Below are 22,989 nucleotides of genomic sequence, written 5' to 3' on the forward strand. Positions count from 1 at the left end.
CACCGATTCGTTAGACTGGCCAATTTGTTTGCCAGTTCCGCCTGCTAACGTGCTGTTAAATAGTCCGAGTCCCTCTGAGGAAAACACAATACTCATTCACAAAACCTTTTATCTCTCTCTAATCCATAACCTCTTCCACGTTTTGACAAAAAAGTTTAATAAATTATCGAATAAAAAATTTAAGTGAACAAAAAACAGACTAAAGGACCCGACTCAATCAGCCATCAACATGCGCTCCCCCTAACGTAATCATCGCGTTAGCACTCCTTAAATGAGGTAAACAGAACACAGGTGCCAGCAAATGTCGTCAATTTGACACTAAATTGGCACCTTGACTTCTTTGGACAGGAATTTTTTAAAAGGGAAACAAATGTAATAAAAGTGCACAAGTGTTTGTGTAAACATTGCGATAAAAAAATACACGATGCTGAACTTTTCAGTTATCTCGTAGCCTCTGAGGACAAATTGGGCAAAACAAATCGTGAGATTGCTGAGCATGAAATAAGCTAATATTTTAGACGTGAAGCAGATTTTTATTCGACTAAGTTTGTGTAATGCAAAAAGAGAAGTTGCAACTAACATTGAAACACTCATTTTTACAATATAAAACAGCCTTCTTCTTTCAAGGTAATGTAGGTCTAATGACAGTATAAATCGATCAACAAGGAGGCTAACAACCCAATTTATTAAAACGAGAAACACAACAATACACCAACACATTTGTTCTTGATATCTGGCTGTTTCTTTATTCGCATTAGGAATAACCGAAGATTGTTTGTACCATTTTAAGAAAAAATAAGGTAAAAATAAAAACAGGAGAAATATAAATACGCAATTTGCATAAAAAAATGTACTCCTAAAAAATTCAAACAAATCTAACAAACCGCCTTTCCTAATCCAAATCAATAACGCCAATATACATGCAATCTGCGCACTTCAAGAGCATAGGAATAGTAACAAAAACAATAGGAAACGCAATCAGATAGCCACTAAAGTTTGTGCAACACACCCGTTTATCGAGGTCGGTAAAGTGCATTTCGTATTATTAACATCAGGAAATATGAACGCATGTCCGTTTGATTAAAGGCGATAATTGATCACGCCTTAATATTCGTTTGGTGAGCCTATATAATTTATTGACTGATGGTTTGGCGAAAAAAACGGTTATTTGTTTTAATTGCTCACATTGATCTTACAAAAAGGCGCAGTGCACTCACTGCGCCTCATTTTTTAGGCAAACGTGTTAACCACGTTTTTTGAAATCGAGTACTGTCGCATTGATACAGTATCTATCAGTGCCATTTGGTCCTTCTTTTTTAAACACATGTCCTAAATGGATACCCGAAGATTTTGAGCGTATCTCTGTTCTTGTCATACCATGACTCAGATCTTGGTGATACGTCACACTGTCTTTGACTGGGTATTTAAAAGATAACCAACCTGTACCTGAATTAAATCTGTCTTTTGTGTCGAATAAAGGCGCTCCACTTAACTTGTCGACAAACACGCCATCGGGTGTATTTTTAAAGATGTCATATTGCTTACAAAATGGCCTTTCTGTGCCCTTTTGAAAAGCGATGTCGAATGCCTCTGATTCACCTAACTTAAAAGCACCTAACACTTTATAGAACGTCTCTCTATCCATATATCCCTGAAATCCAGACACCTCTTTCCCATTTTCAATTAAAATGATGGTCGGCGTTGCCCACGTAGCAGACATAATTTCTAACCCTGTTAGTTGGTCTGCATAACGGTAATGCAAAGGGATCGTTCCCTGATAGTCGTTGACAACTTTTGCTTTAAATTTTTCACAGTATGGACAATAGCTTCTAGAGTCTAAAACAACGATGTGTTTGCCTTTTAACAACGCTTTATTGTCAACAACTTTATCGGTATTCACCTTGTCGAATGTCACGCCTGTGCTGTGATCTGGACAATAACCATTCGGGTTTTTCGCCAAATAGTTTTGATGGTACTCCTCTGCGGGGTAAAACGTTTTGAGTGGTTTAATTTTGGTCTGAATATCACCATATCCGTTTTTTTGTAACAGCAATTGATATTCTGACTTGAGTGAAAACGCCGTTTCTTTTTGCTCGTCTGTTTCGAACAAAATAACCGATCTGTACTGTGTTCCTACATCGTTACCTTGACGGTTTTTTTGGGTCGGGTCGTGGCTCTCAAAGTACGTCTTAAGTAAGCTTTCTGTCGAGAGAAGATTCGCGTTGTACGTGACTTTTACAACCTCAGCATAATTATTATTGTCAAAACGCCTGTGCGAACTAATGATATTTTTGTAAGTTGCTTTGAAGCCTTTACCATCCGCATAGCCTGACTCGGCATCAATTACCCCTGTCATTGCTTCATAGCGTTTTTCGGGCCCCCAAAAACATCCAGACCCCAACACAATGCTCTTAACGTTAACGCTTGCATTGTCCATTTTGGGTTTTGGCATCTCAGTGCCAAAAGTACTAAAGGTGAAACCGCCTAGTAAAAAAGCAACTATCAGATTACTCTTCACACATATGCTCCTTAATTTTGTTTATCTGACTAATCAGACCGTACTGAAATAAAATCCATTTCAATTCACTCTGCATTTTTGGATACAAACTCTAATAACTCAAATTTCAGCACGCAAAGTGTTCAATGCGCTTATGCTTTTTAATCGTTGGTTCTCATCTTCCAACAACAAATACAATTGATTGCTACAATCAACACATAGCTCACGAGATGTCGTTGCAAGTGCAACTCACCCTAGATTCCGAGCAGTTCAACGACATTCAATTAATATGCTATTGAAAATAAGGTAAAACGTTGTCACTCAATATCCAGAGGATTTTTTTATAATGTCTATTATTTCTCGTCTTTCAACGCTTGCCGTTGCGTTAGGTGCCTCATTGTCTGTACAAGCTGCAGATATTCAATTTACATCAACACTACAAGATGCTAAGTCATTGGTTGTTTTTAAGGCTGAAGATCAAAAGCCTGCATTTAAGTTTTTGGACAAAGCAACCAGAGCACAACTAACTAAAGCGATAGACGCCGAACAGTTTAAAGGCAAATTTGGTAAGACTGTGGAAGTAATAGCGCCAGTGTCATCTGATTATGCGCGTATCTTGGTTGTTGGCCTTGGTAAAGAAGACGAGCTAAATGCAAGCAAAATGACGAAACTAGGCGGCAATTTGCACGCCAAACTAGAAAATAAAAAGTCAGACTCCGTTGCCATTGCATTTGAAAACTTTGAAGGTGAGGTAAATAACTCAGAGTTAGCAGCACAATTGGCGCATGGTATCAACTTACGCGACCATACCTTTGAAGTTTACAAAAAAGAGCCAAATAACTTTAACATTAGTTACAGCATCGACGTAGACAGCAAGCGTAAAGCGGCGAAAGAATACCTAACGCTTGAGCACATTCAATCAGGCGTCTTTTTAGCGCGTGACTTAACGTCTGAAATTGCATCTGAAATGACACCCGTTGATTTTGCAAAAGCGGCAAAACAACTTGAACAGTACGGTGTTGAGGTCAAAGTATTAGAACCTGCTGAAATCAAAGAGCTTGGCATGGGCGCACTTGAAGCGGTTGGACGCGGTAGCGCACAAGGCTCAAGACTGGTTATCGCACACTACAAAGGTAACAACGACACACCTATCGCGCTTGTGGGTAAAGGGATTACTTTTGACTCGGGTGGTTACAATGTGAAAACGGGTAAATCTATCGCGCTAATGAAGGTAGATATGGCCGGTGCAGCAGCTGTACTAGGAACCGTGCAAGCAATGGCAAAAGCAAAAGCAGATGTCAATGTAGTTGCTGTGATGCCGATGGCTGCAAATATGGTATCAGAAAATTCTTTCGCACCAGGTGACGTATTGCGCACAGCAGAAGGGCTCAGTGTCGAAGTACTAAATACTGATGCTGAAGGTCGACTAATTTTAAGCGACGCACTTTGGTATGCTCGTCAATTCTACAAACCTGAAATCATGGTAGATTTGGCAACGCTTACAGGGTCAAAAATCAGAGCAGTTGGCAACAATTACTCAGCTATCTTCTCTGAAGATGATCAGCTAGTCAAAGAATTCACTTTAGCTGGTAAAACCGTTAATGAACAAGTATGGCGCCTGCCGCTTGGTTACAAAGACGCCTTAAAATCAGACATTGCTGATTTAACCAACATTGGTTCATATGGTCCAGGTGCGACAACAGCAGCAACCTTCTTGCAGCAATTCGTTGGTGATACGCGTTGGGTTCACATCGATATCGCGGGTAACGCGATCTCTAAAAAGACCAAAGACGAAGTGCCAGCCGGTGGAACAGGCTACGGTGTAAGAATCCTGAGTGAGTGGTTGTTAAACGGCAACTAATCCTCATCGAAAAAGGCCATGCCAAGCGCATGGCCTTTTTGTATGTGCAATACCCTTTTATCGTATGGTCACACTTCTTCCAAAAATGTATATTGAACACGCAAGAAAAATGTAATGACAACCTAAATATAATAATAAAGTCGTGTTCCAACCACTGTAAAGACAATTGAATGACAAACAACAAGACCTATATATTGGGCGAGCGTGCACTCGTTATTGAAATTGCCCAATCAGCCCTAACACAGCAACAACAAAACAAGTTGTTTGCTATGCATACTTGGATGCGAGAACAAAAGGTGTTCATCGACATAGTGCCTGCAAAAACGACTATTACTGGTTACTTAATGCACTCTCAAGACCCTGATTTCTGGTTACAGCAAATGCAAGCTGCTTGGGACAACATTGAGCCAGAAGAGTACCAACCAACAACACACGAAATTGTAACTCATTACGGTGGGACATATGGTCCAGATTTAGTCGACGTTGCAAGGCTTCTAGATCTCTCTCAATCACAAGTTGTGGAGCTCCACTCCTCTCAATCCTATCAAGTTAAGTTTTTAGGGTTTTTACCTGGCTTCGCTTATTTGGGTGATTTGGATAAACAAATTCAGTTACCGAGACTAGAATCACCCAGAACACATGTCCCCAAGGGTTCAGTTGCCATCGCAGAAGATCTCACTGCTATTTACCCGAGTGAATCACCCGGGGGCTGGCGACTAATAGGATTCACTGACACCGTTTTATTTGACCATCATTTGGACACGCCGAGTATTTTTCAACCAGGAGATATCGTGAAGTTTATACCGAGCAAGGAGAGCATATGTTAAAAACACTCAAGGGCGGGATCCAAGCTTGCGTGCAAGATTTCGGCCGTTTGGGCTATAGACATTTAGGTGTGTCACAAGCCGGTGTATTAGATCCGCTTGCAATGCAATATGCCAATACTTTGCTGCACAATAAAGCAGATTCTGCGGTTATCGAAATCACGGTTGGGCTTTGCCAATTTGCGTTTTTAGCCGAGACGAACTTTGCCATCACGGGCGCCAATTTAGGCGCTAAGTTAAATGGACAACCACTCGAGTTAAATTGGCGATACTCAGCCAGTGCTGGCGATAAACTGACTTTTAGTTCGAGCAAGGATGGACTGAGAGCTTATCTAGCCGTACAAGGTGGATATCACTTGGAGGCTGTACTGAATTCCCACTCAACCGACATTCAAGCGCGCTTTGGCGGTATGGCAGGTCTCCCGCTGAAAGATGGCGACACGTTGAACTACACTCCCCACCCACCTTTACCCAGTGTTGGCGCCGCGCTCCCGCGATACAGTCAAACACTGCGTGTATTGGCTGGACCGCATAGTGCATTGTCTGCGGGTTTATTCAGTCAAACTTGGCAAGTTCTGCCGCAAAGTAACCGAATGGGCATTCGTTTAGAAAGTGATAAAAACTTGTGCCATTCACACAGTATACCAAGCCAAGCAGTTATGCCCGGCGTTATACAATTGCCCCCAAGTGGAAAACCCATTATTCTGGGAAATGATTGTCAAACAACTGGCGGATATCCAATTATTGCACAAGTCATTGATGCAGACTTACGACATGTAAGTCAATTAGCCGCTGGGCACGCTTGTTCATTTGAATTGGTGACAAGAGAAGAAGCCAGAGTTGCTTCTGAGCTGCACGCTAAGCATCTGGCGCAGCTCAAAATTGCCTTAAACAACAACGATAAGAAATACAATGAGTGAAATTAATTTATTACCCTTAATCGGGATATTGGTGGTAGTGCTAGGTTTTGCCTTTCGCTTCAACCCACTGCTCGTCGTCACCGCAGCTGGTCTCATTACTGGTTGGGCTGTCGACTTAAACTTTGCCGAATTGCTCGCTACATTCGGTGAAAAGTTCATGAATTCAAGGCAGCTTGCTAGTTTTCTATTGATATTACCGGTCATTGCTATTTTAGAGCGATATGGCTTACAAAATAGAGCGAAAAATTGGATAGCAAATATCAAAGGCGCAACGACCGCACGAATCTTGAGTGTTTACTTCGTTGTACGCGAAACATCTGCTGCACTGGGCTTACTCAGCCTTGCAGGTCAAGCCCAAACGGTTAGACCACTGTTGGCACCCATGGCCCTTGGTGCCGCAGCTAACGTGCACGGTGAGTTACCTAAAGAGATTAAAGATATGATCAGTGCACACGCCGCAGCATGTGACAATATTGCAGTCTTCTTTGGCGAAGACATATTTATTGCGTTTGGTGCCGTACTCTTAATGGATGCTTTCCTAAAAGAAAATGGCATCGCGGGTATTGAGCCACTGCACATTGGTTTATGGGCGATCCCTACTGCCATTGCCGCACTGATTGTTCATCTGTTTAGATTGGCTCGTTTAGAAGCTAAAATTCGCAATAAAATTGCTGAGCTTAAAAATGCACCTTCAGATTATAACAATAAATCAATGGACAATGAGGAAACAGCATGAGCGCAGTCAATACGGGAGCACAACAGGCTCAGCCTGCCCTACTATCCATTGACAATATTTACTTGTTGATTGGATTTGTTGTTTTGTTTTTAGTGGTCAAAACATTACAAGATAAAAACCACCCAAAACGATTGACCACCGCCTTATTTTGGATGTTGTTTGGCAACGTCTTTTTGTTTGGTGACTTATCAATTGCACTGGTCGGAGAAACGGTGACATACCAATGGGTGGGTCTGAGTGTATTAGCCATTGCCGCGCTTGCTGGTTTAGGTTTAGTTTCTATGGGTACGTACAACACACCAAGTGAAGAAGAGCTTGAACGACATGCCCAAAACATTGGGAATAAACTCTTTATCCCAGCCGTGTTAATTCCCATCATTACCGTTATTTGCACGTTATTTTTAGGTGGCCTGAATTTAGGTGGCGTTTTCTTGCTGGATCAAAACCATTTAACGCTCGCTTCCTTAACCCTTGCGTGCGGCGGCGCTTTATTGGTTGCATGGAAATTTACGACAGGTAGCCCATTTATGGCATTGAGTGAATCTAGACGTTTAGTTGATTCAATTGGCTGGGCCGCTATTTTACCGCAAATGCTTGCAATGTTAGGTGGCGTATTTATCGTGGCAAATACAGGCACCGCCATTCAAGACATCGTGACTTTATTTATCTCTCCAGATAATCGCTTCATGCTCGTGGTTTTATACTGTGTCGGAATGGCGCTGTTCACTATGATTATGGGAAATGCGTTTGCTGCCTTTCCCGTAATGACCGCAGGTATCGCAGTCCCATTTTTGATTCAGGGGCACGGTGCCAGCCCAGCACCTTTGGTCGCTATCGGCATGTATTCGGGCTATTGCGGCACTTTGATGACACCGATGGCAGCTAACTTTAATATTGTGCCAGCGGCGCTACTAGATTTAAAAGACAAATATCAAGTAATTAAAGTTCAAATACCAACCGCAATTGCACTGTTAATTATCAACATTTTCCTTATGTATGGAGTGATCTTCAATGACTAATGCTAACCACCCAACGGTTTTGATCACTGGCTTCGAGCCGTTTGGCGGAGAAAAAGTGAATCCTTCATGGCAAGCAGTACAGCAGTTAGAAGGGTTGATTATCGAAGGTCACGTTGTCGTTACTAGAGAACTTCCTTGTGAGTTTGATACCTCGCTAGAATCACTATATAACAACATCGCTTTACATGAACCTGATTTGGTATTGTGTATTGGGCAAGCTGGGGGGCGCAGCGATATCAGCATTGAACGTATCGCGATTAACATCAATGATGCGCGTATTCAAGATAACGCAGGCCACCAGCCAATCGATACGCCTGTGGTTAAGGGTGGACCCGCTGCGATATTTGCTAAACTGCCTATCAAGCATATGTTATGGGATTTACATGAGGCGCATATTCCTGCAAGTATTTCAAATACCGCAGGCACCTACGTATGTAACCATGTGATGTATGGTCTGTGTCATTACATTGAAAGCCATAAGCCAAATTTAAAGGGGGGGTTTGTTCATATCCCTTACTTACCGAGTCAGGCTGTGCACCACAACGGTGCGCCAAGCATGGCCCAATCAACCGTCATTTCAGCCCTTAAAGCCATGATATCTTCAGCTTTAAGACACGATCAAGATCTCGAGATAGCAGCAGGCACAACACACTGATCTTTCTGTTCCATTTTGGTGCAATCGCGCACCAAAATGACCTAAATATTCCCCCGTTATCCTCACTATTTTGCATGTGACTTAGACAGCATTTTCTGATAGTTATATCTTTAACCAGTAAAAAAATCACTACAACTAGACTGCTGCGTCAATTGATATCGACAAGATGCATCATCATGCATAAACAGGAATGAGGGTAATATGTGTTCAATATTTGGTGTTTTAGAAATTAAAAGTTCACCTGACAAGCTAAGAGCGCAAGCAATTGAAATGTCAAAAAAGTTAAGGCATAGAGGGCCTGACTGGTCCGGCGTTTATTCAAGTGAAAAAGCGATATTAGTGCACGAAAGGCTCGCTATCGTCGGGGTTGCAAGCGGTGCACAACCTTTATATAACCCCGAAAAAACTCACGTACTTGCGGTTAATGGTGAGATATACAACCACAAAGCCTTAGCACAGACGCTGTCTGTTCCATTTGAGTTTCAAACACAGTCCGATTGCGAAATTATTTTAGCGCTTTATAAGCAAAAAGGCCCCGAGTTTTTAGATGATTTAAATGGTATTTTCGCGTTTTGCCTCTATGACGAAGAAAACGATGCTTACCTAATCGGTCGAGATCATATCGGTATTATTCCGCTTTATACCGGCAGAGATCAACACGGTAATTTTTATGTCGCCAGTGAAATGAAGGCATTGACCCCCATATGCACTCAAATTGAAGAGTTCCCGCCAGGACATTACTTGTATTCAAAAGAAGGAACCTACCATAAATACTACCAAAGAGACTGGCAGAAATTTGATTCTGTGAAGGACAACCTAGCCAGTGCGCAAGCGGTAAAAGAAGGTTTAGAGTCTGCGGTTAAGCGCCAGCTAATGTGTGATGTGCCCTACGGTGTCTTGCTTTCAGGTGGGCTAGACTCCTCTGTTATCTCAGCTATTACGCAGCAGTATGCAGCTAAACGAATTGAAGACAATGACGCCAGTGACGCTTGGTGGCCTAAACTTCACTCATTCTCCATCGGGTTAGAAGGCTCCCCGGATCTTGCCGCAGCACAAAAGGTAGCAGACCGGATTGGCACCGTACACCACCCTATTCACTTTACGGTACAGCAAGGTATCGACGCCCTGAAAGAGGTTGTTTATCATTTAGAAACTTATGATGTCACAACCATTCGCGCGTCCACCCCAATGTACTTGATGGCCCGCTACATCAAAGCAATGGGTATTAAAATGGTGTTATCTGGTGAAGGCGCTGATGAACTATTTGGCGGTTACTTATACTTCCATAAAGCGCCCAACAGCCAAGAATTTCATGAAGAACTGAACCGAAAAGTCGCTAAGTTGCATATGTTTGATTGTTTAAGAGCGAATAAGTCCATGGCCGCTTGGGGCGTTGAAGCACGTGTCCCATTCTTAGACAAAGAGTTTGTTGATGTTGCGATGCGTACCAACCCCGAATATAAAATGTGTAAAGATGGCCGTATCGAAAAACACATTATCCGAGAGGCGTTTGACGGTTATTTACCGGATGATGTGTTATGGCGACAAAAAGAGCAGTTTTCTGATGGCGTTGGCTATTCATGGATAGACTCATTACGTGAATATGCGGAGGCACACGTCTCTGATCAAGACTTAGCGAATGCACATTATCGATTCCCTATTAACACGCCAGATAGTAAAGAAGCGTTTTTTTATCGCACGATATTTGAAGAACACTTTCCAGGAGAAGCGGCAGCTAAATGTGTCCCCCACGGTAAATCTGTCGCGTGCTCCACGCCTGAAGCATTAGCTTGGGATAAGAGCTTTACTGAAAATGCTGACCCTTCAGGGCGTGCAGCGAATGTCCACAACGATGCGTATCACAACGACTAAGATTTGGCCTGCAACTTATCGGTTGCAGGCACGCATTTTTATAACCCTGTTTATTGTCGGTGTTTATATCCTTCGTAAAGTAATAAACTGACGTAAATCCAATATGAAGAGAAAAACATATGATTGAACAAGGCCAAAAAATTCCTGCGTCGACCTTATCTGAATTAACAGCAGAAGGCATGCAAACACTTTCAACCGACACCCTATTTACGAATAAAAAGGTTGTTGTATTCGCGGTTCCTGGCGCCTTTACGCCAACTTGCTCAGCGTCACACTTGCCGGGCTTTGTCACGTTGGCCGACAAAATCAAAGCGAAAGGTGTCGATGAAATTTTCTGTGTATCTGTAAACGATGCATTCGTCATGAAGTTTTGGGGCGAGGCACACAATGCAGAAGAAATTAGAATGTTGGGCGATGGTGATGCAAACTTCACAAAAGCACTTGGCTTAGATATGAACACTGAGGGATTTGGTGGTGTACGATCACAGCGCTATGCAATGATTGTAGAAAATGGCGTTGTTACGCACCTGAACTTAGAAGCGCCAAAATCTTTTGAAGTAAGTAAAGCTGAGGTTATTTTAACGCTTCTATAAGCCCAAACAACAGCCACTTTACGTGATTAAGTGGCTGTTTCATTCTTTCGTGTTGACCTCATTTAAGTGACCAATTTCATAAAACCTCGTAGGAACACACATCGCAATCGGCCTGCTTTTACTTTTAGGTAAATGATAGGTAACTGTCACTCGTAATTTATCCAACCACGCAGCCCGAACATGAAACCGTAAGTGCGCTTCCCCTCTGAATTAGACTCCTTGTGCTGGGTCTTTAATAATGTGTACGTCAGTAGAAAACACACTGTCGTCCATTTCGTCAAAAATTGACATTCGAGCGTATGCCGCCATCCCATTTCCAACTTTCAGCGTATAATATCCGTCACGTCATAAGTTTCTGCGACTTTATCCATAACATAAATGCGTCAAGCTCATCGCTTTGACGACGACTTGAACAAGTAACGCTCACGTTGGATATAAATGGAAGTATTAAACTTAGGTATTTCAGTATTTCACTTTGCCTTTTACCTTTTGACGCATATTCCTGTGGCCAAGACGAGCAATGGCCTTGTAGATTAACAGGCTTATTCGGCATGGATTAAACCATACTGACGCCCACTGGCACTTCCGACATGCGCTGTATCAAATAAACAAAGGAAGTGCACAATGATTCACTTTACTTAACTTAGTTTGTCTTCGCCATCAGGTAAACTAGATGCACATTTACGCTCGTTCATCTTTAGTTGACTCCATAACAACATGAGTCGTAATGTTGCTTACTTGGGGGATTGCCCCGAGCACATCTGCATGAAACGCTTTGTACGCTTGTAAATTGCGCGTTTCCACCCTTAATAAGTATTCAAAGGTGCCTGTGACGTTGTGGCACTCTTTCACCTCTAATGAACGTTCAATTGCTGCTTCAAATGCACTTTGTGATGCCATTGAATGATCTCTTAATCCAACACCGACATAGGCAATAAACTCAACGCCTAATAAGGCGCTATCTAAGACAGCCCGATAACCCTTGATAAGCCCCTTGGATTCCAACTCTTGTACTCGACGCAAGCACGCCGAGGGAGAGAGCCCTATCTTTTCTGCAAGCTCTACGTTCGAAATGCGACCATCCGCCAAAAGTGCTTGCAATATAATTTCGTTATATCTATCCATAGCCACCATTTATTGTTTTATTGGTTCAATTTACCAGTTAATACGCTGAACAATTGTGCCCAAACACAAATAAAATTGCTCTAACAATATCCAAAGAGTATAAACAATGACTATCGAATTGCTATCTGCTTTCGCACTATTTGCATTTGTATCTTCCATTTCACCGGGGCCAAATAATTTAATCTTGTTGAGCTCAGGTATTGCTTATGGCACCAAACGGAGCCTCTCCCTGTTATTTGGCATCAATATTGGGTTTATGGCCATGATCTTGGCAATCGGTTTGGGTATTGGTGAACTGTTTGCAAGCTCACCTAATCTATATACATGGCTAAAGTGGATAAGTACTGTTTATCTGTTATATCTCGCCTATAAAGTGGCGCGTTCATCCACCATCCAAACTCAGCAGCCTCATAAAGCTCCCATGACTTTTACTCAGGCCGCACTGTTTCAATGGGTCAACCCCAAGGCTTGGTCCATGGCATTATCTGCGATTGCAGTATATGCGCCTTCCACCAGTATGAAGTCGACAATATTAATTGCCGCCATTTTTGCGGCAATTAATCTACCTTGTATTTTATCTTGGTTATTGGCCGGCGATAAGCTCTCTGAGCTACTTGAGGATGAAAAAAGCGTGCAGTATTTAAATTATTTCCTGGCACTATTACTGGTTGTTTCTGTACTACCCACAATATTTTGAAACGGCCAGTGCTTATCGTAGAGAACGCTCACCATTGAGCGCCTCTAAACTGCCCCGTTGACTACCCCAGTGAATTCCAAATAGCTAACCGCTTGTAACAAACTATCCTGACCACGCTTCAAAGGCGATACACTGAGGTCATGGCAATTTCTTCAGCCATCTTTGATTAGTCACCTGCCTTTTCCATAGGTATGCTCAAAATGCGTTAGATGCCCACCTGAATATATTGCTTATCGACTTTTGCAACGTACTCATCGGCTGCACAACAAATGAATTGAATACCATTTTCTGCGCCTCTTCACTTTGCTGAAGCTTTGCATTTAATGCGATTAAGTCCTGCACTGATAGGGGGAGCGCCGTTTCGTTAGGCTGATAAGTGCTACCTATGGGATAATATTTTCCAGGTTCTTGCGACATTTCGATATGGCCACCTAAGATCACCTTAACCTCATTTTGTTTGACAAATTCAGTCAGCTTATTAATGCTTTGCCGGTATGCTTGCCAATCTTTTACGTAAATCAAACCTGGGTATAATGTATCACCTGTAATGAGCCATTTATTATTGTGGTCATAAATCGTGATGGCCTCTTCCTGATGCCCGGGTGTCGGTATTAACGTAACTTTTCTGTCGCCCAAGTCCAAAGTAACTTGTCCATGCGGCCAGTCTTTCACCCCTAAAAACTCGATTACCTGTTCTAGTTTTGGTGCGATCACTTGGGTGTTGTTCAACCCCAGAAAACCGGAGTCGCCTTGATGATGATCGCGATGACTATGCGAGTGGATCACTATGACTTCTTTATCTTCAAAGCCGCTGTGCTTCATAATTTTTTTTGTCGTTTCAGCAAAAGAAAAACCACTTTCATCAGACAACGCACCAGTATCGATTAGCAGCACTTTCTCACTGCCTACTAATACATAACTAAATGGGGCCTCAAATGTAAGGCATTTGTTCTGTCGAACAATGGTGGAGCCTGTATCGTAGTGAAAAACATCTAAAACTGGCTGATTATCTTGAGCGCAATCTTCAGTGCCATGATGCCAAGGTACTGCACCTAATGACAAAGATGTCGGTTGATGTAATTTAAACGTTGGCCGCTCAAGCAGTTCTGATTTTGACATACTTGTGCTACTACACCCAGATATGAGTAGGCAGGTAAAGAGCACTTTTATTTTTATTTTCATTTTGTATCCTATTCAGTAAGTTCGGTTAACTTATTCCTCCCCAGCAAAGATGACTTGGTTTCTTCCGGCCGCTTTGGCACGAAATAGTGCCATATCAGCATCATCAAACAATTGCTGAGGGTTGACCTCTTGGTGCGGTGCCCAAGTTGCTCCCCCAATGCTTACAGTCACAAATTCATCCCTGCCGCCACTGTGTGGTATTTCGAGCGCTCTGACAGCAGTTCGAATATCCTGAGCTATACTGGTCGCTGTTTTTTGGTTCGTACTTGGTAAAATAATGGCGAACTCTTCACCGCCAATACGTGCTAACAATCCTTTTTTCACTCTCAATTTACCCGAGAGCGCTTGGCAAACGTTTTGTAAACAGTAATCACCTAACTGGTGACCATAGTGATCGTTGTATTGTTTAAAGTTATCTACATCAATGATCAGTAGACAAAAACTAGACTTTTGCTTTTGCGCCAACTCAAAAGTTTCTGCTAAAACTTGCTCGTACACACGTCTATTTGCAATCCCGGTGAGGGGATCTAGGCTCGCCAGTCGCAATAACTCGTCTTCTCGTGCTTTAAAGTGCTTACTCGTATGATCTAGGAGATAGTTATAAGTCATACATAGAGAGGCGTTATTTGAGCCGTGTTCTACATTAAGGTGTTTTAAACTGTTTTCGCTGTTTGCAATTTTGTCGAATTGCTCCATAAGATCAATGAGCTCGTCTTTCATGCCATGCTCGCCAAAGTTCAAACCGATGGTTTCAGTTTGCGCAGAAACGCGCAATGGGTGGACCTGATTTACAAGCCATAAAAAACCAAAGCCAATCGTGCACACCCAAATCGCACAGGCAAATACCCCTGTTAGTTGAACAATAAGCTGCTCTGTATGCGAATCAAGTTGTAACTTATCTAAGGGGACAAACAACGCCACAGAAATCGTTCCCCAAATCCCCCCTCCCAAATGGACTGGTACTGCACTAACGACATCGTCTATGTTGAGTTTTTCAAGCAGATCAGCCAACAACACACTGATACAACCTGAAATCGCGCCGATCACGATGGCCGACGGAAGGTTGACTAAGTCCGCGCTCGCAGATATGGCCACGAGCCCTGCCAACAAACCATTCAGTACGTAGCGGATCCCCTGCATGGAATGTAAATTCCACGACAACAACAGCGCACTCACGCCTCCCGCACACGCTGAGAGTGCCGTATTTGAAAACACTCTCGCCAGCTCTGTACTCGGTGTATGGACACTGCCCCCATTAAAGCCAAACCACCCGATAAATAACAAGAAAGTCCCCAATGCTGACAACGGAAGGTTTTGACAGAACATTTCTTTTGGCTCCCCTTCACGAGTGAACCTACCAAGCCTTGGACCCACAATGATTAATGCAATTAGGGCTATCCAACCACCGACAGAATGAACAACGGTTGCACCTGCATAATCAATAAACCCCAGCTCTAATAACCATCCTTGGGGAAATTGTTCAAAGTGTTTGCCATGCCAAATCCAATGCCCAACCACGGGAAACAAAACGGTGGCAGTGAGAAAGGAGCAAATAATGTAGCCAGAAAAACGCATCCTTTCGGCAACTGCACCCGATAAAATTGTTGCCGCAGTGCCACAAAACATCATTTGAAACAAAAAGTAAGCCAAAACTGAGGGGTCATTAAAACTATCCAAAGCAAATTGACTCGTACCGAAATAGCCATTTGCGCTGGCGCCATACATGAGCCCGTAACCAATGAGCCAAAAGCACACGCCGCTGATACAAAAATCGGCAACGTTTTTTAAGGCCACATTGATGTTGTTTTTGTTGCGCACTAAACCGCTTTCTAAGCAAGTGAATCCTGGCTGCATTAAGAGCACAAGGGCCGTACACAATAGCGTCCATGTAATGGAGATTGTTTGCGGGTCGATCTCAATGTTTTGCAATGACACCCCAACCTGTGATTTTAAGGAGTATACAAGGAGCTTAGCTAAGCTCCTCTCATTTCTCCACTTGCAGCCAAATTTATATACTTTGGTTGCAAGGTTTGGGTATTTAAAGCTATTTGTTCTGTTGTGTCTCCACCCAATTATTCACGCGCTTTTCAAGGATTGACAATGGCATTCCTCCCCCACCTAAAATCGTGTCATGGAAGCCTCTAATATCAAATTTATTACCAAGGGCTTGCTTGGCTTTTTCTCGCATTTCTAAAATTTTATTCATACCGATTTTATATGACGTTGCCTGACCTGGCATGATCATGTAGCGATGCACTTCAGAGCGAATGGACGTTTCTTGAATAGGCGTATTCTCCTTAAAATACGCAATGGCTTGTGCTTCTGTCCACCCTTTAGCATGAAGGCCGGTATCAACCACAAGCCTAACCGCGCGCCACATTTCATTGACTAGGCGGCCAAAATCACTGTACACATCTTGATAGGCGCCCATTTCTTTTGCCAATAATTCAGAATATAAACCCCAGCCTTCAGAGTAAGCGGTAAACATGGCTTTGGTTCTAAACTCAGGGATTCCTTCAAGCTCCTGCGCAATTGACAACTGCATATGATGCCCCGGATTACCCTCATGATACGCAATCGCCTCCATATTATTTTTAGGCATACTCGTCATATCGATTAAATGAGCGTAATACACACCAGGGCGTGAGCCGTCTTTAGTGCCGGGCATATAATGTTGCGCTGCGCCTGCGCGCTCTCTAAATGGTTCAACACGTTTAACGACCAGCTCGGATTTGGGTAGAATGCCAAAATACTCAGGTAGCTTCTTATTAATCTTGTCTAAGTACGCAATCGAGTCATCAATATACCCTTGTCGTCCAGCGTCGTTATTCTCATAGAAGAATTGCTCATCTGTACGGAAGAATTTAAAAAACGCTTGAAGGTCTCCCTCAAATTCAACTTGCTCAACAATCTTGAGCATCTCTTTTTTAATTCGAGCAACTTCAGCAATACCTATTTGATGAATTTCGTCTGCGGTTAAGTCAGTCGATGTTTGGTTGGCCAAGCGGTAATTATAGAATGCTTTACCATTGGGTTGGCTCCCTACCCCATAGCCATCATCTTGTGTGAAGTTGCGCATGTCATGCTCAAACCAATCAACGATTTGTGAGTAACTTTGCTGGTACTGTTTCAACAGCGCTTGTTTGGTATTTTTAAGAAGGCGATCTGCTACGTCTTGCTCGATGACGTTGTTTTCGACCAGTGCTGCCACTTTACCTTTTGCGTCAGCCCAAAGTGGTGCATCTTTGTCGCTCTGTGTAAAAGGCGCTCCCGTGATCATCGCTTTGGACTGCTCAATGACGCCTTTATAAGCAAACTTTGGAGGCCGAACGCCTAACTTGGCGCGCTCTTGTGTTTGCGATAGTAGCTCATCTAGCGCGGTTGATATTGCGACTAAACGTTTGTTGTAGTCTTCCATATCTTGCAGCGTGTCTACTTTATGGAAGTTCATCATGAATGTGGTCGCCCAAGACTGAATACCGTACATGTGCGTAAAGATGTAACTGTTATTCATGAACTCTAGTTGCTTTTTCTGCTGCTCATATTCATAAATCCACAAGTCGTAGGATATTTGCGCTTCAGCGTCGAGCTTGCTGTAGTCAAATTGCGATCGAAGCTCTGCAACAGTCCCTGCAAGCCAAGCGAGTTGACGGCGGGCGCCTTGAATGGTGACATCATCAATTTCGCTGTATTTGTCCTTACGGCCATACATGGTCATACGCATTGGACTCATTTGAAGCTGTTGTTCGTATTTGTCAGCAAACCATTGGTTGATTCTTTGTGTCTCTTTTTCTACGCTGCTTATCCCTACGGACATTGCTTGTGCTCCCTGCTGATTGGCATGGTTTTGTGACACATTTGCCTGACAGCCGGCAAGGACAGCTGCAACTGAAAGCGCAAGTAACGATTTATACATGTATTGTTCTCCTGACTCTTTTTTAGATACAGTAAAGATAAATCGGTGACTCGCCAATACCTAACCTACTGTAAAATGTAACGAATCATGAAGGTTGAAATACAATTTAATGTTTGTATCAAACTAAGGACAGATTTACATCAACAAAAAAGGCAACCTAAGTTGCCATTTATACGCGATGCTGTGATATTGCATTATCTTTGTTTCATGAATGCAACAGCTAACCCAGCAGACACAAAGGTAAGCCCAGCAGAAATATTGAGTCCACTGAGTAACCTTGGTTGGTTGAGCAATACGCGTTTGAGACGATTTGAAAAAATCCCCATAAATGAAAACCCGATAGTGGTCATCATTGCGAACCAACAACCATATACCATCATTTGAATAGTCACACTGCCAAGAGCAGGATCCACAAATTGCGGAATGAAAGCCAACACAAACAACCCGGGTTTAGGGTTCAATGCCGCTGATAAAAAGCCGGTCATAAAAAGATTGCGAAGCGGTTTTTTCTCTACATTGTCTATCGAAATCAGGTCTCGATTGCACAATACTTTAATCCCTAACCAAATGAGGTAACTCGCCCCCACAAACTTAACCACATAAAATGCCACTGTTGAGGTTTGAATAAGTAATGTCAGCCCAGCTGTCGCAGCCACAACATGGAATAGAATACCTACTCCTGATGCCACGCTTGAAACACAGGCCGCCATCCTACCCTGACTTACGCCTCTGGCAATCGCTAAAATATTGTCAGGTCCTGGAGATAAGACCAGTAAAATACACGCTGATGTATACGCTAAAAATACGTCTATGGGGAACATTGTTATCCCATCCTTGTTGGTGTTTAACCTCTTTGAACAAATAGAAGGGACAAAGTTCCTTAAATATCCGCTGTGTATAAATCAAAGTGAAAAATCAATGACTCTGACCCCATTGATTCGCCGAAGCCGACCCTTAACATTTCACCTCATTTTCTTTACAAATGTTACATTTAAGTCCACTATCGAGGGGTTATAAATAATTGGATGCAGTTCAGCAGGTTTGTATAAGAGCAAGGCAAGGAAAGAAATATGAAAATAGATAATCTTGGAAATTTGGAAGTTAAATCAAATTATGACCGAGAGTCATTAAGGACGATAATCGAAAAGGCGCATGCTGGAAACACCTTACTCTTTATTGGCGCTGGTTACTCGCTTGGTAGCACAAACACAATCAATAAGCCTATTCCACTTGCAAGTGAACTGTCGGTCGAGATATGTAAACTTGGCAATTTCGAAGAAGATAACGATCTAGCATATTCCGCTGATTACTATTTAAAATACAATGACGCAGAAAAACTCATTGGCTTAATCAAGGAGTATTTCAATATTACCGGCGTGTCGAGTCATCACCAATCAGTTGCTAAAATAAATTGGCGTAGAGTATACACAACCAATTATGACAATTGCTTTGAGTTAGCAGCGGGTAATGTCGACAAATCTATTTTACCTCTCACCCTAGAAAGTAACCCAACTCAATATTTTCGTGCTCGAAATGTTTGCATTCACATTAACGGCGCGATTCAAACCTTGGATTGTGCAACGCTCGAAGACTCATTCAAACTGTCCGAGTCGTCCTATACAAATTCAGATGCTTTTTCAGACTCATCATGGGCGTATCGATTTAAAAAAGACATCGAGCTATGTAATCAAATCATATTTATCGGCTACTCTTTGTACGACATGGAAGTAAAACGACTACTCGTAAACAATGAAGATATAAAGAAAAAGACCTTCTTTATTACAAGAGAAGCCGTTTCTACAAAAGAACATCACCGGCTTTCTGCATTTGGCGAGGTTTTCCCAATTGGTGTTGAGAAGTTTGGCCAACTCCTTGAAGATGCGACCCCTCAGCACATTCCTGACGAAATAGATTACCTATCTTCTTTAAGCCGACAATCCATCGAATATGAGAAAAACTATAGAGATTCTGATATCCGCGACTTCTTGCTTAGGGGTAAATGCTCAACTGAATTCATATCCATGTCAATGACATCCGATTCAACTCGCTATGCTATTGAAAGGGAACAAGTGAGTGAAATATTAGATATCTTGAAATCAAAAAACGTTGTCATTCTGCATGGCGCATTGGCAAACGGGAAAAGTACCATTGCAAAACAAGTCATGTCGAGCCTCATTATTGAAGGCAAGCTCGTCTATACCATCAAAGATGACGAAGCAGATTATGAAAAAGATATCGAAAAATTAGCCGCGCTAAACCAAAATGTTTATCTTTTCGTTGACGACTTTGAAGGATGTCTTGACCTTGTCCGGTATTACACGGCCTACCTTAAAGACAATGGAAAACTGGTTTTAACTGAAAGACCACATAGATATCGTAAAGCTGTTGGTTTTTTATCTGATTTTGGTATGGAAACATACAATGTCAATGTAGATTACCTCCACTCTAAGGAAATAGTGCAGATGGAGGAGATCATCAGTAACTCGGGTCTATGGGGGGAACTGGCAGGTAACTCATACGAAAAGAGGCTTGGGTACCTCACTGATCACTGTGAATCTCAGCTTTCAATAATACTCCTAAATATTTTGAAATCACCTGATGTCATTTCTCGGTTTGACAGAGCATTTAAAACCGTACTATCACACCCTGACACAAAAAAGACGGTGCATGCAATATGTTTAATACAACACATCTACCCAGCGGCGTGTACAAAAAGCTTTATTGCTGACATTTCAGGATCAAATCACGTTTACAGTGCTGAATTTGAAAACAGAGTTAACGAAACAAGTATCTTTGAATTTAAATACGGTGATTTAGTGACACGCTCGTCTGTTTTCGGGACGTTTATTTTGAATAGCCTTTATAAAGCAAGTTACTCGATAGATCAGCTTGTACGTATCGTTGAAAAGCTGCAACGTAATCGCGCAACACAAACTCGAGAAGAGAGTGAAATATATAGAAGTATCATGACATTCGGAACAATTTCCGCCATTTTACCCGATGAGAATAAGTCAGACTCATATATTGAATTCTATGAAAAGTTAAAAGGTGAAGTACCTCAGGTAATTGGTAATCCTCATTTTTGGTTACAATACGGCATGGCGGTAATGAGCACCAATAACTTGGGAGATGCGGAGATAATTCTAAAGACAGCTTATGCAAAAGCCGAAAACAACGCTGACTACGATACGACATATATAGATAACCAATTCGCTAGATTGAACCTCAAAAAAGCAATCATTGAAGAACGCCAAGATGCAAGTATTTCATTTTTCCTAGATGCGCATAAAATATTGAAAAGAGAAGAAAACGATATTTATAAATTTAGGCAAGCTGGACTGTATATTTCTTATTTTGAAAAGCGCTATGATGACTTATCTAAAGGAAATAAGGTCAAATTTGAACACGCTTTGCGAGACATTTTAAAACAATACGAAGAGTTTATAAGCTACGAATACCCAACAGGCAGTGTTCCTCCTTTTCAGTCAGACAATTTAGAGGAATTTAAAATGACGATTGACTCCATTACACGACAGAGAAAGTCATGAGGATCAGCATAATAAATTAAAGTCTATCTTCACGTAATTTGGCAGAGCTTGACTATTTAAAATCGTTAAGTTCTGTCACAAATACGAATATAGTTTCGTTTGTTACAGGCAACTTATCAATGAGATTAACGGCATAGTGCCGAGTGTGACCCCCCTCGCATTATTTAAACCGCCAAGCCTTGCCATGTATGATGCTTTCATATCTGTTTAATATATTGCTTGGAAGTTTTTCGCTCAATAAAGCCTATCTGTCTGTAAAAATGATGAGACCCATCTCGCGTTATGTTGGAACTAACCATTACTTTATTGAGCGATTGTGCTTTCGCCCATTCAATCGCGTTTTGGACGAGCCGTTTACCGACGCCCTGACCCCGTGCTTTGTCAGATACGACTAACCCGGTAATTTCAGCGCGTTCACCGCTTTCTAACGTTACTCGATGTTCGATGACAACCCAGCCCAGTAACCAAACATCTTCAGCGTGCGCAACCAACGCCATATGTTTATTAGAAGCCGTGATCATGGCCAACCTCTGTGTGAGCTCGCTTTGCGTACTGTGATAGCCGAGCTGTGATGTCAACTCTGTCAGCGCTGCAACATCCTTCATTTGAGCAGGTCTTACTGTCAGTGCCACAGGTGATGTCCTTTAGTAATTTTATGACGGTGTGTTTAAGTATCTAAATGAAGGAGCACAGAACGCTGATCGGCTTTTTTCATTTTCTTCACCACAAGTAAAAAAGAGTTATCAATCATCCGCTCAATTTCACCTGGTGGAATTGAGCCGTCTAAAATGACGGTATTCCATAATCGTTTGTTCATATGATACCCAGGTATTACTGCGTCAAAAATGTCTCTTAATGCCTGCGCTTCATCGGGGTCACACTTAAGGTTGAGCCACCAATGAGTCGCCTTATCAGTATGCTTAGCGATTTTTCCCCGCGACAAGGTCGCAAACATTTTGTCTTTTACTTTGTAGACATCCACCTCGGGACCAAAAGGTTGACCCACAGTTGCGTGAGGTTTAGTCATTAAATACTGGTGCACTGACTGACTGTCCATGATTACTACTCCTTCCCCACAAACATAATCTTTTCAACACCCAGTTGTACAATAAGCACCGAGTCTTGATCAAACAATCGACAATACTCACTGGCGAGGGCTTTGGCAGATGCAATTTCTTTGGCGGTGACTTTGTACAACGTGACAATTTTAGTACCTTCTTTTTGACCTTTGTAATAACCAGCCCCAGTGACCAAGCTAAATCCAGTGAACGTGGTCGCGAGGTGATGAGTTTCAAACGCTTGCCACTGTGCAGGGGTAATAACGCCGCCGCCTGGTTTTGACAAACCAAAATACATCTGTAGACCTTGGTTATGATTTTCAGCAGCAGAATGGGAAGATGGCTCGGATGGACTCATCGCACACCCAGAAAGAAACGTCAGTACAAGATAAACTAGAAATAAGCGGCTACGCATAAAGGCTCCTTGCGATAAACGGTGAAGTGAAACATTGTCTGGGTTTTGCACTACCTATGTTGCTATATAAA

The 22,989-nt window shown here is 42.3% G+C and carries 19 protein-coding genes; 10 read left to right on the forward strand and 9 right to left on the reverse strand.

All coding sequences use genetic code 11. The annotated features are described in order from the left end of the window. Positions 1 to 1,243: 1,243 nt before the first annotated feature. Positions 1,244 to 2,452: a peptide-methionine (S)-S-oxide reductase MsrA gene (gene msrA / locus L1286_RS18430; RefSeq protein WP_235408599.1), complete on the reverse strand. Its 1,209-nt coding sequence runs from the start codon at positions 2,450 to 2,452 to the stop codon at positions 1,244 to 1,246. Between the two features lie 391 nt (positions 2,453 to 2,843). Here msrA and L1286_RS18435 point away from each other — a divergent pair, with 391 nt between their 5' ends. The 8 genes from L1286_RS18435 to L1286_RS18470 all read left to right on the forward strand — a co-directional run bounded on the left by L1286_RS18435 (position 2,844) and on the right by L1286_RS18470 (position 10,977). Next, complete coding sequence (locus L1286_RS18435) at positions 2,844 to 4,358, forward strand: leucyl aminopeptidase (protein WP_235408498.1); 1,515 nt, start codon at positions 2,844 to 2,846, stop codon at positions 4,356 to 4,358. A gap of 170 nt (positions 4,359 to 4,528) precedes the next feature. Next, positions 4,529 to 5,185 (forward strand): 5-oxoprolinase subunit PxpB, encoded by a 657-nt coding sequence (pxpB, locus tag L1286_RS18440; protein ID WP_235408499.1) that lies wholly within the window; start codon positions 4,529 to 4,531, stop codon positions 5,183 to 5,185. After that, positions 5,179 to 6,102 (forward strand): biotin-dependent carboxyltransferase family protein, encoded by a 924-nt coding sequence (locus L1286_RS18445; RefSeq protein ID WP_235408500.1) that lies wholly within the window; start codon positions 5,179 to 5,181, stop codon positions 6,100 to 6,102. The genes pxpB and L1286_RS18445 overlap by 7 nt, the downstream gene beginning before the upstream one ends. Then, complete coding sequence (locus tag L1286_RS18450) at positions 6,095 to 6,838, forward strand: DUF969 domain-containing protein (protein WP_235408501.1); 744 nt, start codon at positions 6,095 to 6,097, stop codon at positions 6,836 to 6,838. The genes L1286_RS18445 and L1286_RS18450 overlap by 8 nt, the downstream gene beginning before the upstream one ends. Continuing rightward, on the forward strand, positions 6,835 to 7,857 hold the full coding sequence (locus tag L1286_RS18455) for a DUF979 domain-containing protein (RefSeq protein WP_235408502.1): 1,023 nt from the start codon (positions 6,835 to 6,837) through the stop codon (positions 7,855 to 7,857). The genes L1286_RS18450 and L1286_RS18455 overlap by 4 nt, the downstream gene beginning before the upstream one ends. Further along, the gene (gene pcp / locus L1286_RS18460; protein ID WP_235408503.1) at positions 7,850 to 8,512 is read left to right on the forward strand and encodes a pyroglutamyl-peptidase I; all 663 of its coding nucleotides are present in this window, start codon (positions 7,850 to 7,852) and stop codon (positions 8,510 to 8,512) included. The genes L1286_RS18455 and pcp overlap by 8 nt, the downstream gene beginning before the upstream one ends. Positions 8,513 to 8,713: 201 nt before the next feature. After that, complete coding sequence (gene asnB / locus L1286_RS18465; protein ID WP_235408504.1) at positions 8,714 to 10,384, forward strand: asparagine synthase B; 1,671 nt, start codon at positions 8,714 to 8,716, stop codon at positions 10,382 to 10,384. Positions 10,385 to 10,503: 119 nt separating this feature from the next. Next, positions 10,504 to 10,977 (forward strand): peroxiredoxin, encoded by a 474-nt coding sequence (locus tag L1286_RS18470; protein ID WP_235408505.1) that lies wholly within the window; start codon positions 10,504 to 10,506, stop codon positions 10,975 to 10,977. Positions 10,978 to 11,658: 681 nt separating this feature from the next. On the opposite strand, the gene L1286_RS18475 is transcribed toward L1286_RS18470, so the two are convergent. Beyond that, positions 11,659 to 12,111: an Lrp/AsnC family transcriptional regulator gene (locus L1286_RS18475; protein WP_235408506.1), complete on the reverse strand. Its 453-nt coding sequence runs from the start codon at positions 12,109 to 12,111 to the stop codon at positions 11,659 to 11,661. A gap of 97 nt (positions 12,112 to 12,208) precedes the next feature. Here L1286_RS18475 and L1286_RS18480 point away from each other — a divergent pair, with 97 nt between their 5' ends. Then, a complete protein-coding gene (locus L1286_RS18480; protein ID WP_235408507.1) occupies positions 12,209 to 12,799 on the forward strand; it encodes a LysE family translocator in 591 nt (196 codons plus the stop codon). Between the two features lie 195 nt (positions 12,800 to 12,994). Here the strand turns inward: L1286_RS18480 and L1286_RS18485 are convergent, their stop codons facing one another. The 4 genes from L1286_RS18485 to L1286_RS18500 form a co-directional block, all read right to left on the reverse strand. Continuing rightward, complete coding sequence (locus L1286_RS18485) at positions 12,995 to 13,918, reverse strand: MBL fold metallo-hydrolase (protein WP_235408508.1); 924 nt, start codon at positions 13,916 to 13,918, stop codon at positions 12,995 to 12,997. Between the two features lie 93 nt (positions 13,919 to 14,011). Next, a complete protein-coding gene (amt, locus tag L1286_RS18490; protein WP_235408509.1) occupies positions 14,012 to 15,910 on the reverse strand; it encodes an ammonium transporter in 1,899 nt (632 codons plus the stop codon). A gap of 115 nt (positions 15,911 to 16,025) precedes the next feature. After that, positions 16,026 to 17,897, reverse strand: a complete 1,872-nt coding sequence (locus L1286_RS18495; RefSeq protein ID WP_235408510.1) for a DUF885 domain-containing protein — start codon at positions 17,895 to 17,897, stop codon at positions 16,026 to 16,028. A gap of 194 nt (positions 17,898 to 18,091) precedes the next feature. Beyond that, positions 18,092 to 18,718, reverse strand: a complete 627-nt coding sequence (locus L1286_RS18500) for a LysE family translocator (RefSeq protein WP_235408511.1) — start codon at positions 18,716 to 18,718, stop codon at positions 18,092 to 18,094. Positions 18,719 to 18,967: 249 nt separating this feature from the next. Here L1286_RS18500 and L1286_RS18505 point away from each other — a divergent pair, with 249 nt between their 5' ends. Further along, positions 18,968 to 21,445, forward strand: a complete 2,478-nt coding sequence (locus L1286_RS18505) for a P-loop NTPase (protein ID WP_235408512.1) — start codon at positions 18,968 to 18,970, stop codon at positions 21,443 to 21,445. A 197-nt stretch (positions 21,446 to 21,642) separates the two neighbouring features. Here L1286_RS18505 and L1286_RS18510 read toward each other — a convergent pair whose 3' ends face one another. From L1286_RS18510 to L1286_RS18520, 3 genes are read right to left on the reverse strand one after another with little or no spacing between them, the layout of a single operon-like run. After that, the gene (locus L1286_RS18510) at positions 21,643 to 22,077 is read right to left on the reverse strand and encodes a GNAT family N-acetyltransferase (protein ID WP_235408513.1); all 435 of its coding nucleotides are present in this window, start codon (positions 22,075 to 22,077) and stop codon (positions 21,643 to 21,645) included. Positions 22,078 to 22,112: 35 nt separating this feature from the next. Next, positions 22,113 to 22,502: an MmcQ/YjbR family DNA-binding protein gene (locus L1286_RS18515; RefSeq protein ID WP_235408514.1), complete on the reverse strand. Its 390-nt coding sequence runs from the start codon at positions 22,500 to 22,502 to the stop codon at positions 22,113 to 22,115. A 5-nt stretch (positions 22,503 to 22,507) separates the two neighbouring features. After that, a complete protein-coding gene (locus L1286_RS18520; RefSeq protein WP_235408515.1) occupies positions 22,508 to 22,918 on the reverse strand; it encodes a DUF3574 domain-containing protein in 411 nt (136 codons plus the stop codon). Positions 22,919 to 22,989 lie beyond the last annotated feature (71 nt).

The sequence above is a fragment of the Pseudoalteromonas sp. SMS1 genome, from assembly GCF_021530565.1.
Taxonomy (GTDB): Bacteria; Pseudomonadota; Gammaproteobacteria; order Enterobacterales; family Alteromonadaceae; genus Pseudoalteromonas.

Excerpts from the sequence above, each read along its gene's own strand:
- L1286_RS18495 (WP_235408510.1), bottom strand. The coding sequence starts at position 17,897 with ATGTATAAATCGTTACTTGCGCTTTCAGTTGCAGCTGTCCTTGCCGGC.
- msrA (WP_235408599.1), bottom strand. The coding sequence starts at position 2,452 with ATGCCAAAACCCAAAATGGACAATGCAAGCGTTAACGTTAAGAGCATT.
- pxpB (WP_235408499.1), top strand. The coding sequence starts at position 4,529 with ATGACAAACAACAAGACCTATATATTGGGCGAGCGTGCACTCGTTATT.
- L1286_RS18520 (WP_235408515.1), bottom strand. The coding sequence starts at position 22,918 with ATGCGTAGCCGCTTATTTCTAGTTTATCTTGTACTGACGTTTCTTTCT.
- L1286_RS18455 (WP_235408502.1), top strand. The coding sequence starts at position 6,835 with ATGAGCGCAGTCAATACGGGAGCACAACAGGCTCAGCCTGCCCTACTA.
- L1286_RS18500 (WP_235408511.1), bottom strand. The coding sequence starts at position 18,718 with ATGTTCCCCATAGACGTATTTTTAGCGTATACATCAGCGTGTATTTTA.
- L1286_RS18475 (WP_235408506.1), bottom strand. The coding sequence starts at position 12,111 with ATGGTGGCTATGGATAGATATAACGAAATTATATTGCAAGCACTTTTG.
- L1286_RS18445 (WP_235408500.1), top strand. The coding sequence starts at position 5,179 with ATGTTAAAAACACTCAAGGGCGGGATCCAAGCTTGCGTGCAAGATTTC.
- L1286_RS18515 (WP_235408514.1), bottom strand. The coding sequence starts at position 22,502 with ATGGACAGTCAGTCAGTGCACCAGTATTTAATGACTAAACCTCACGCA.
- pcp (WP_235408503.1), top strand. The coding sequence starts at position 7,850 with ATGACTAATGCTAACCACCCAACGGTTTTGATCACTGGCTTCGAGCCG.
- asnB (WP_235408504.1), top strand. The coding sequence starts at position 8,714 with ATGTGTTCAATATTTGGTGTTTTAGAAATTAAAAGTTCACCTGACAAG.
- L1286_RS18485 (WP_235408508.1), bottom strand. The coding sequence starts at position 13,918 with ATGTCAAAATCAGAACTGCTTGAGCGGCCAACGTTTAAATTACATCAA.
- L1286_RS18450 (WP_235408501.1), top strand. The coding sequence starts at position 6,095 with ATGAGTGAAATTAATTTATTACCCTTAATCGGGATATTGGTGGTAGTG.
- L1286_RS18505 (WP_235408512.1), top strand. The coding sequence starts at position 18,968 with ATGAAAATAGATAATCTTGGAAATTTGGAAGTTAAATCAAATTATGAC.
- L1286_RS18435 (WP_235408498.1), top strand. The coding sequence starts at position 2,844 with ATGTCTATTATTTCTCGTCTTTCAACGCTTGCCGTTGCGTTAGGTGCC.
- L1286_RS18480 (WP_235408507.1), top strand. The coding sequence starts at position 12,209 with ATGACTATCGAATTGCTATCTGCTTTCGCACTATTTGCATTTGTATCT.
- L1286_RS18470 (WP_235408505.1), top strand. The coding sequence starts at position 10,504 with ATGATTGAACAAGGCCAAAAAATTCCTGCGTCGACCTTATCTGAATTA.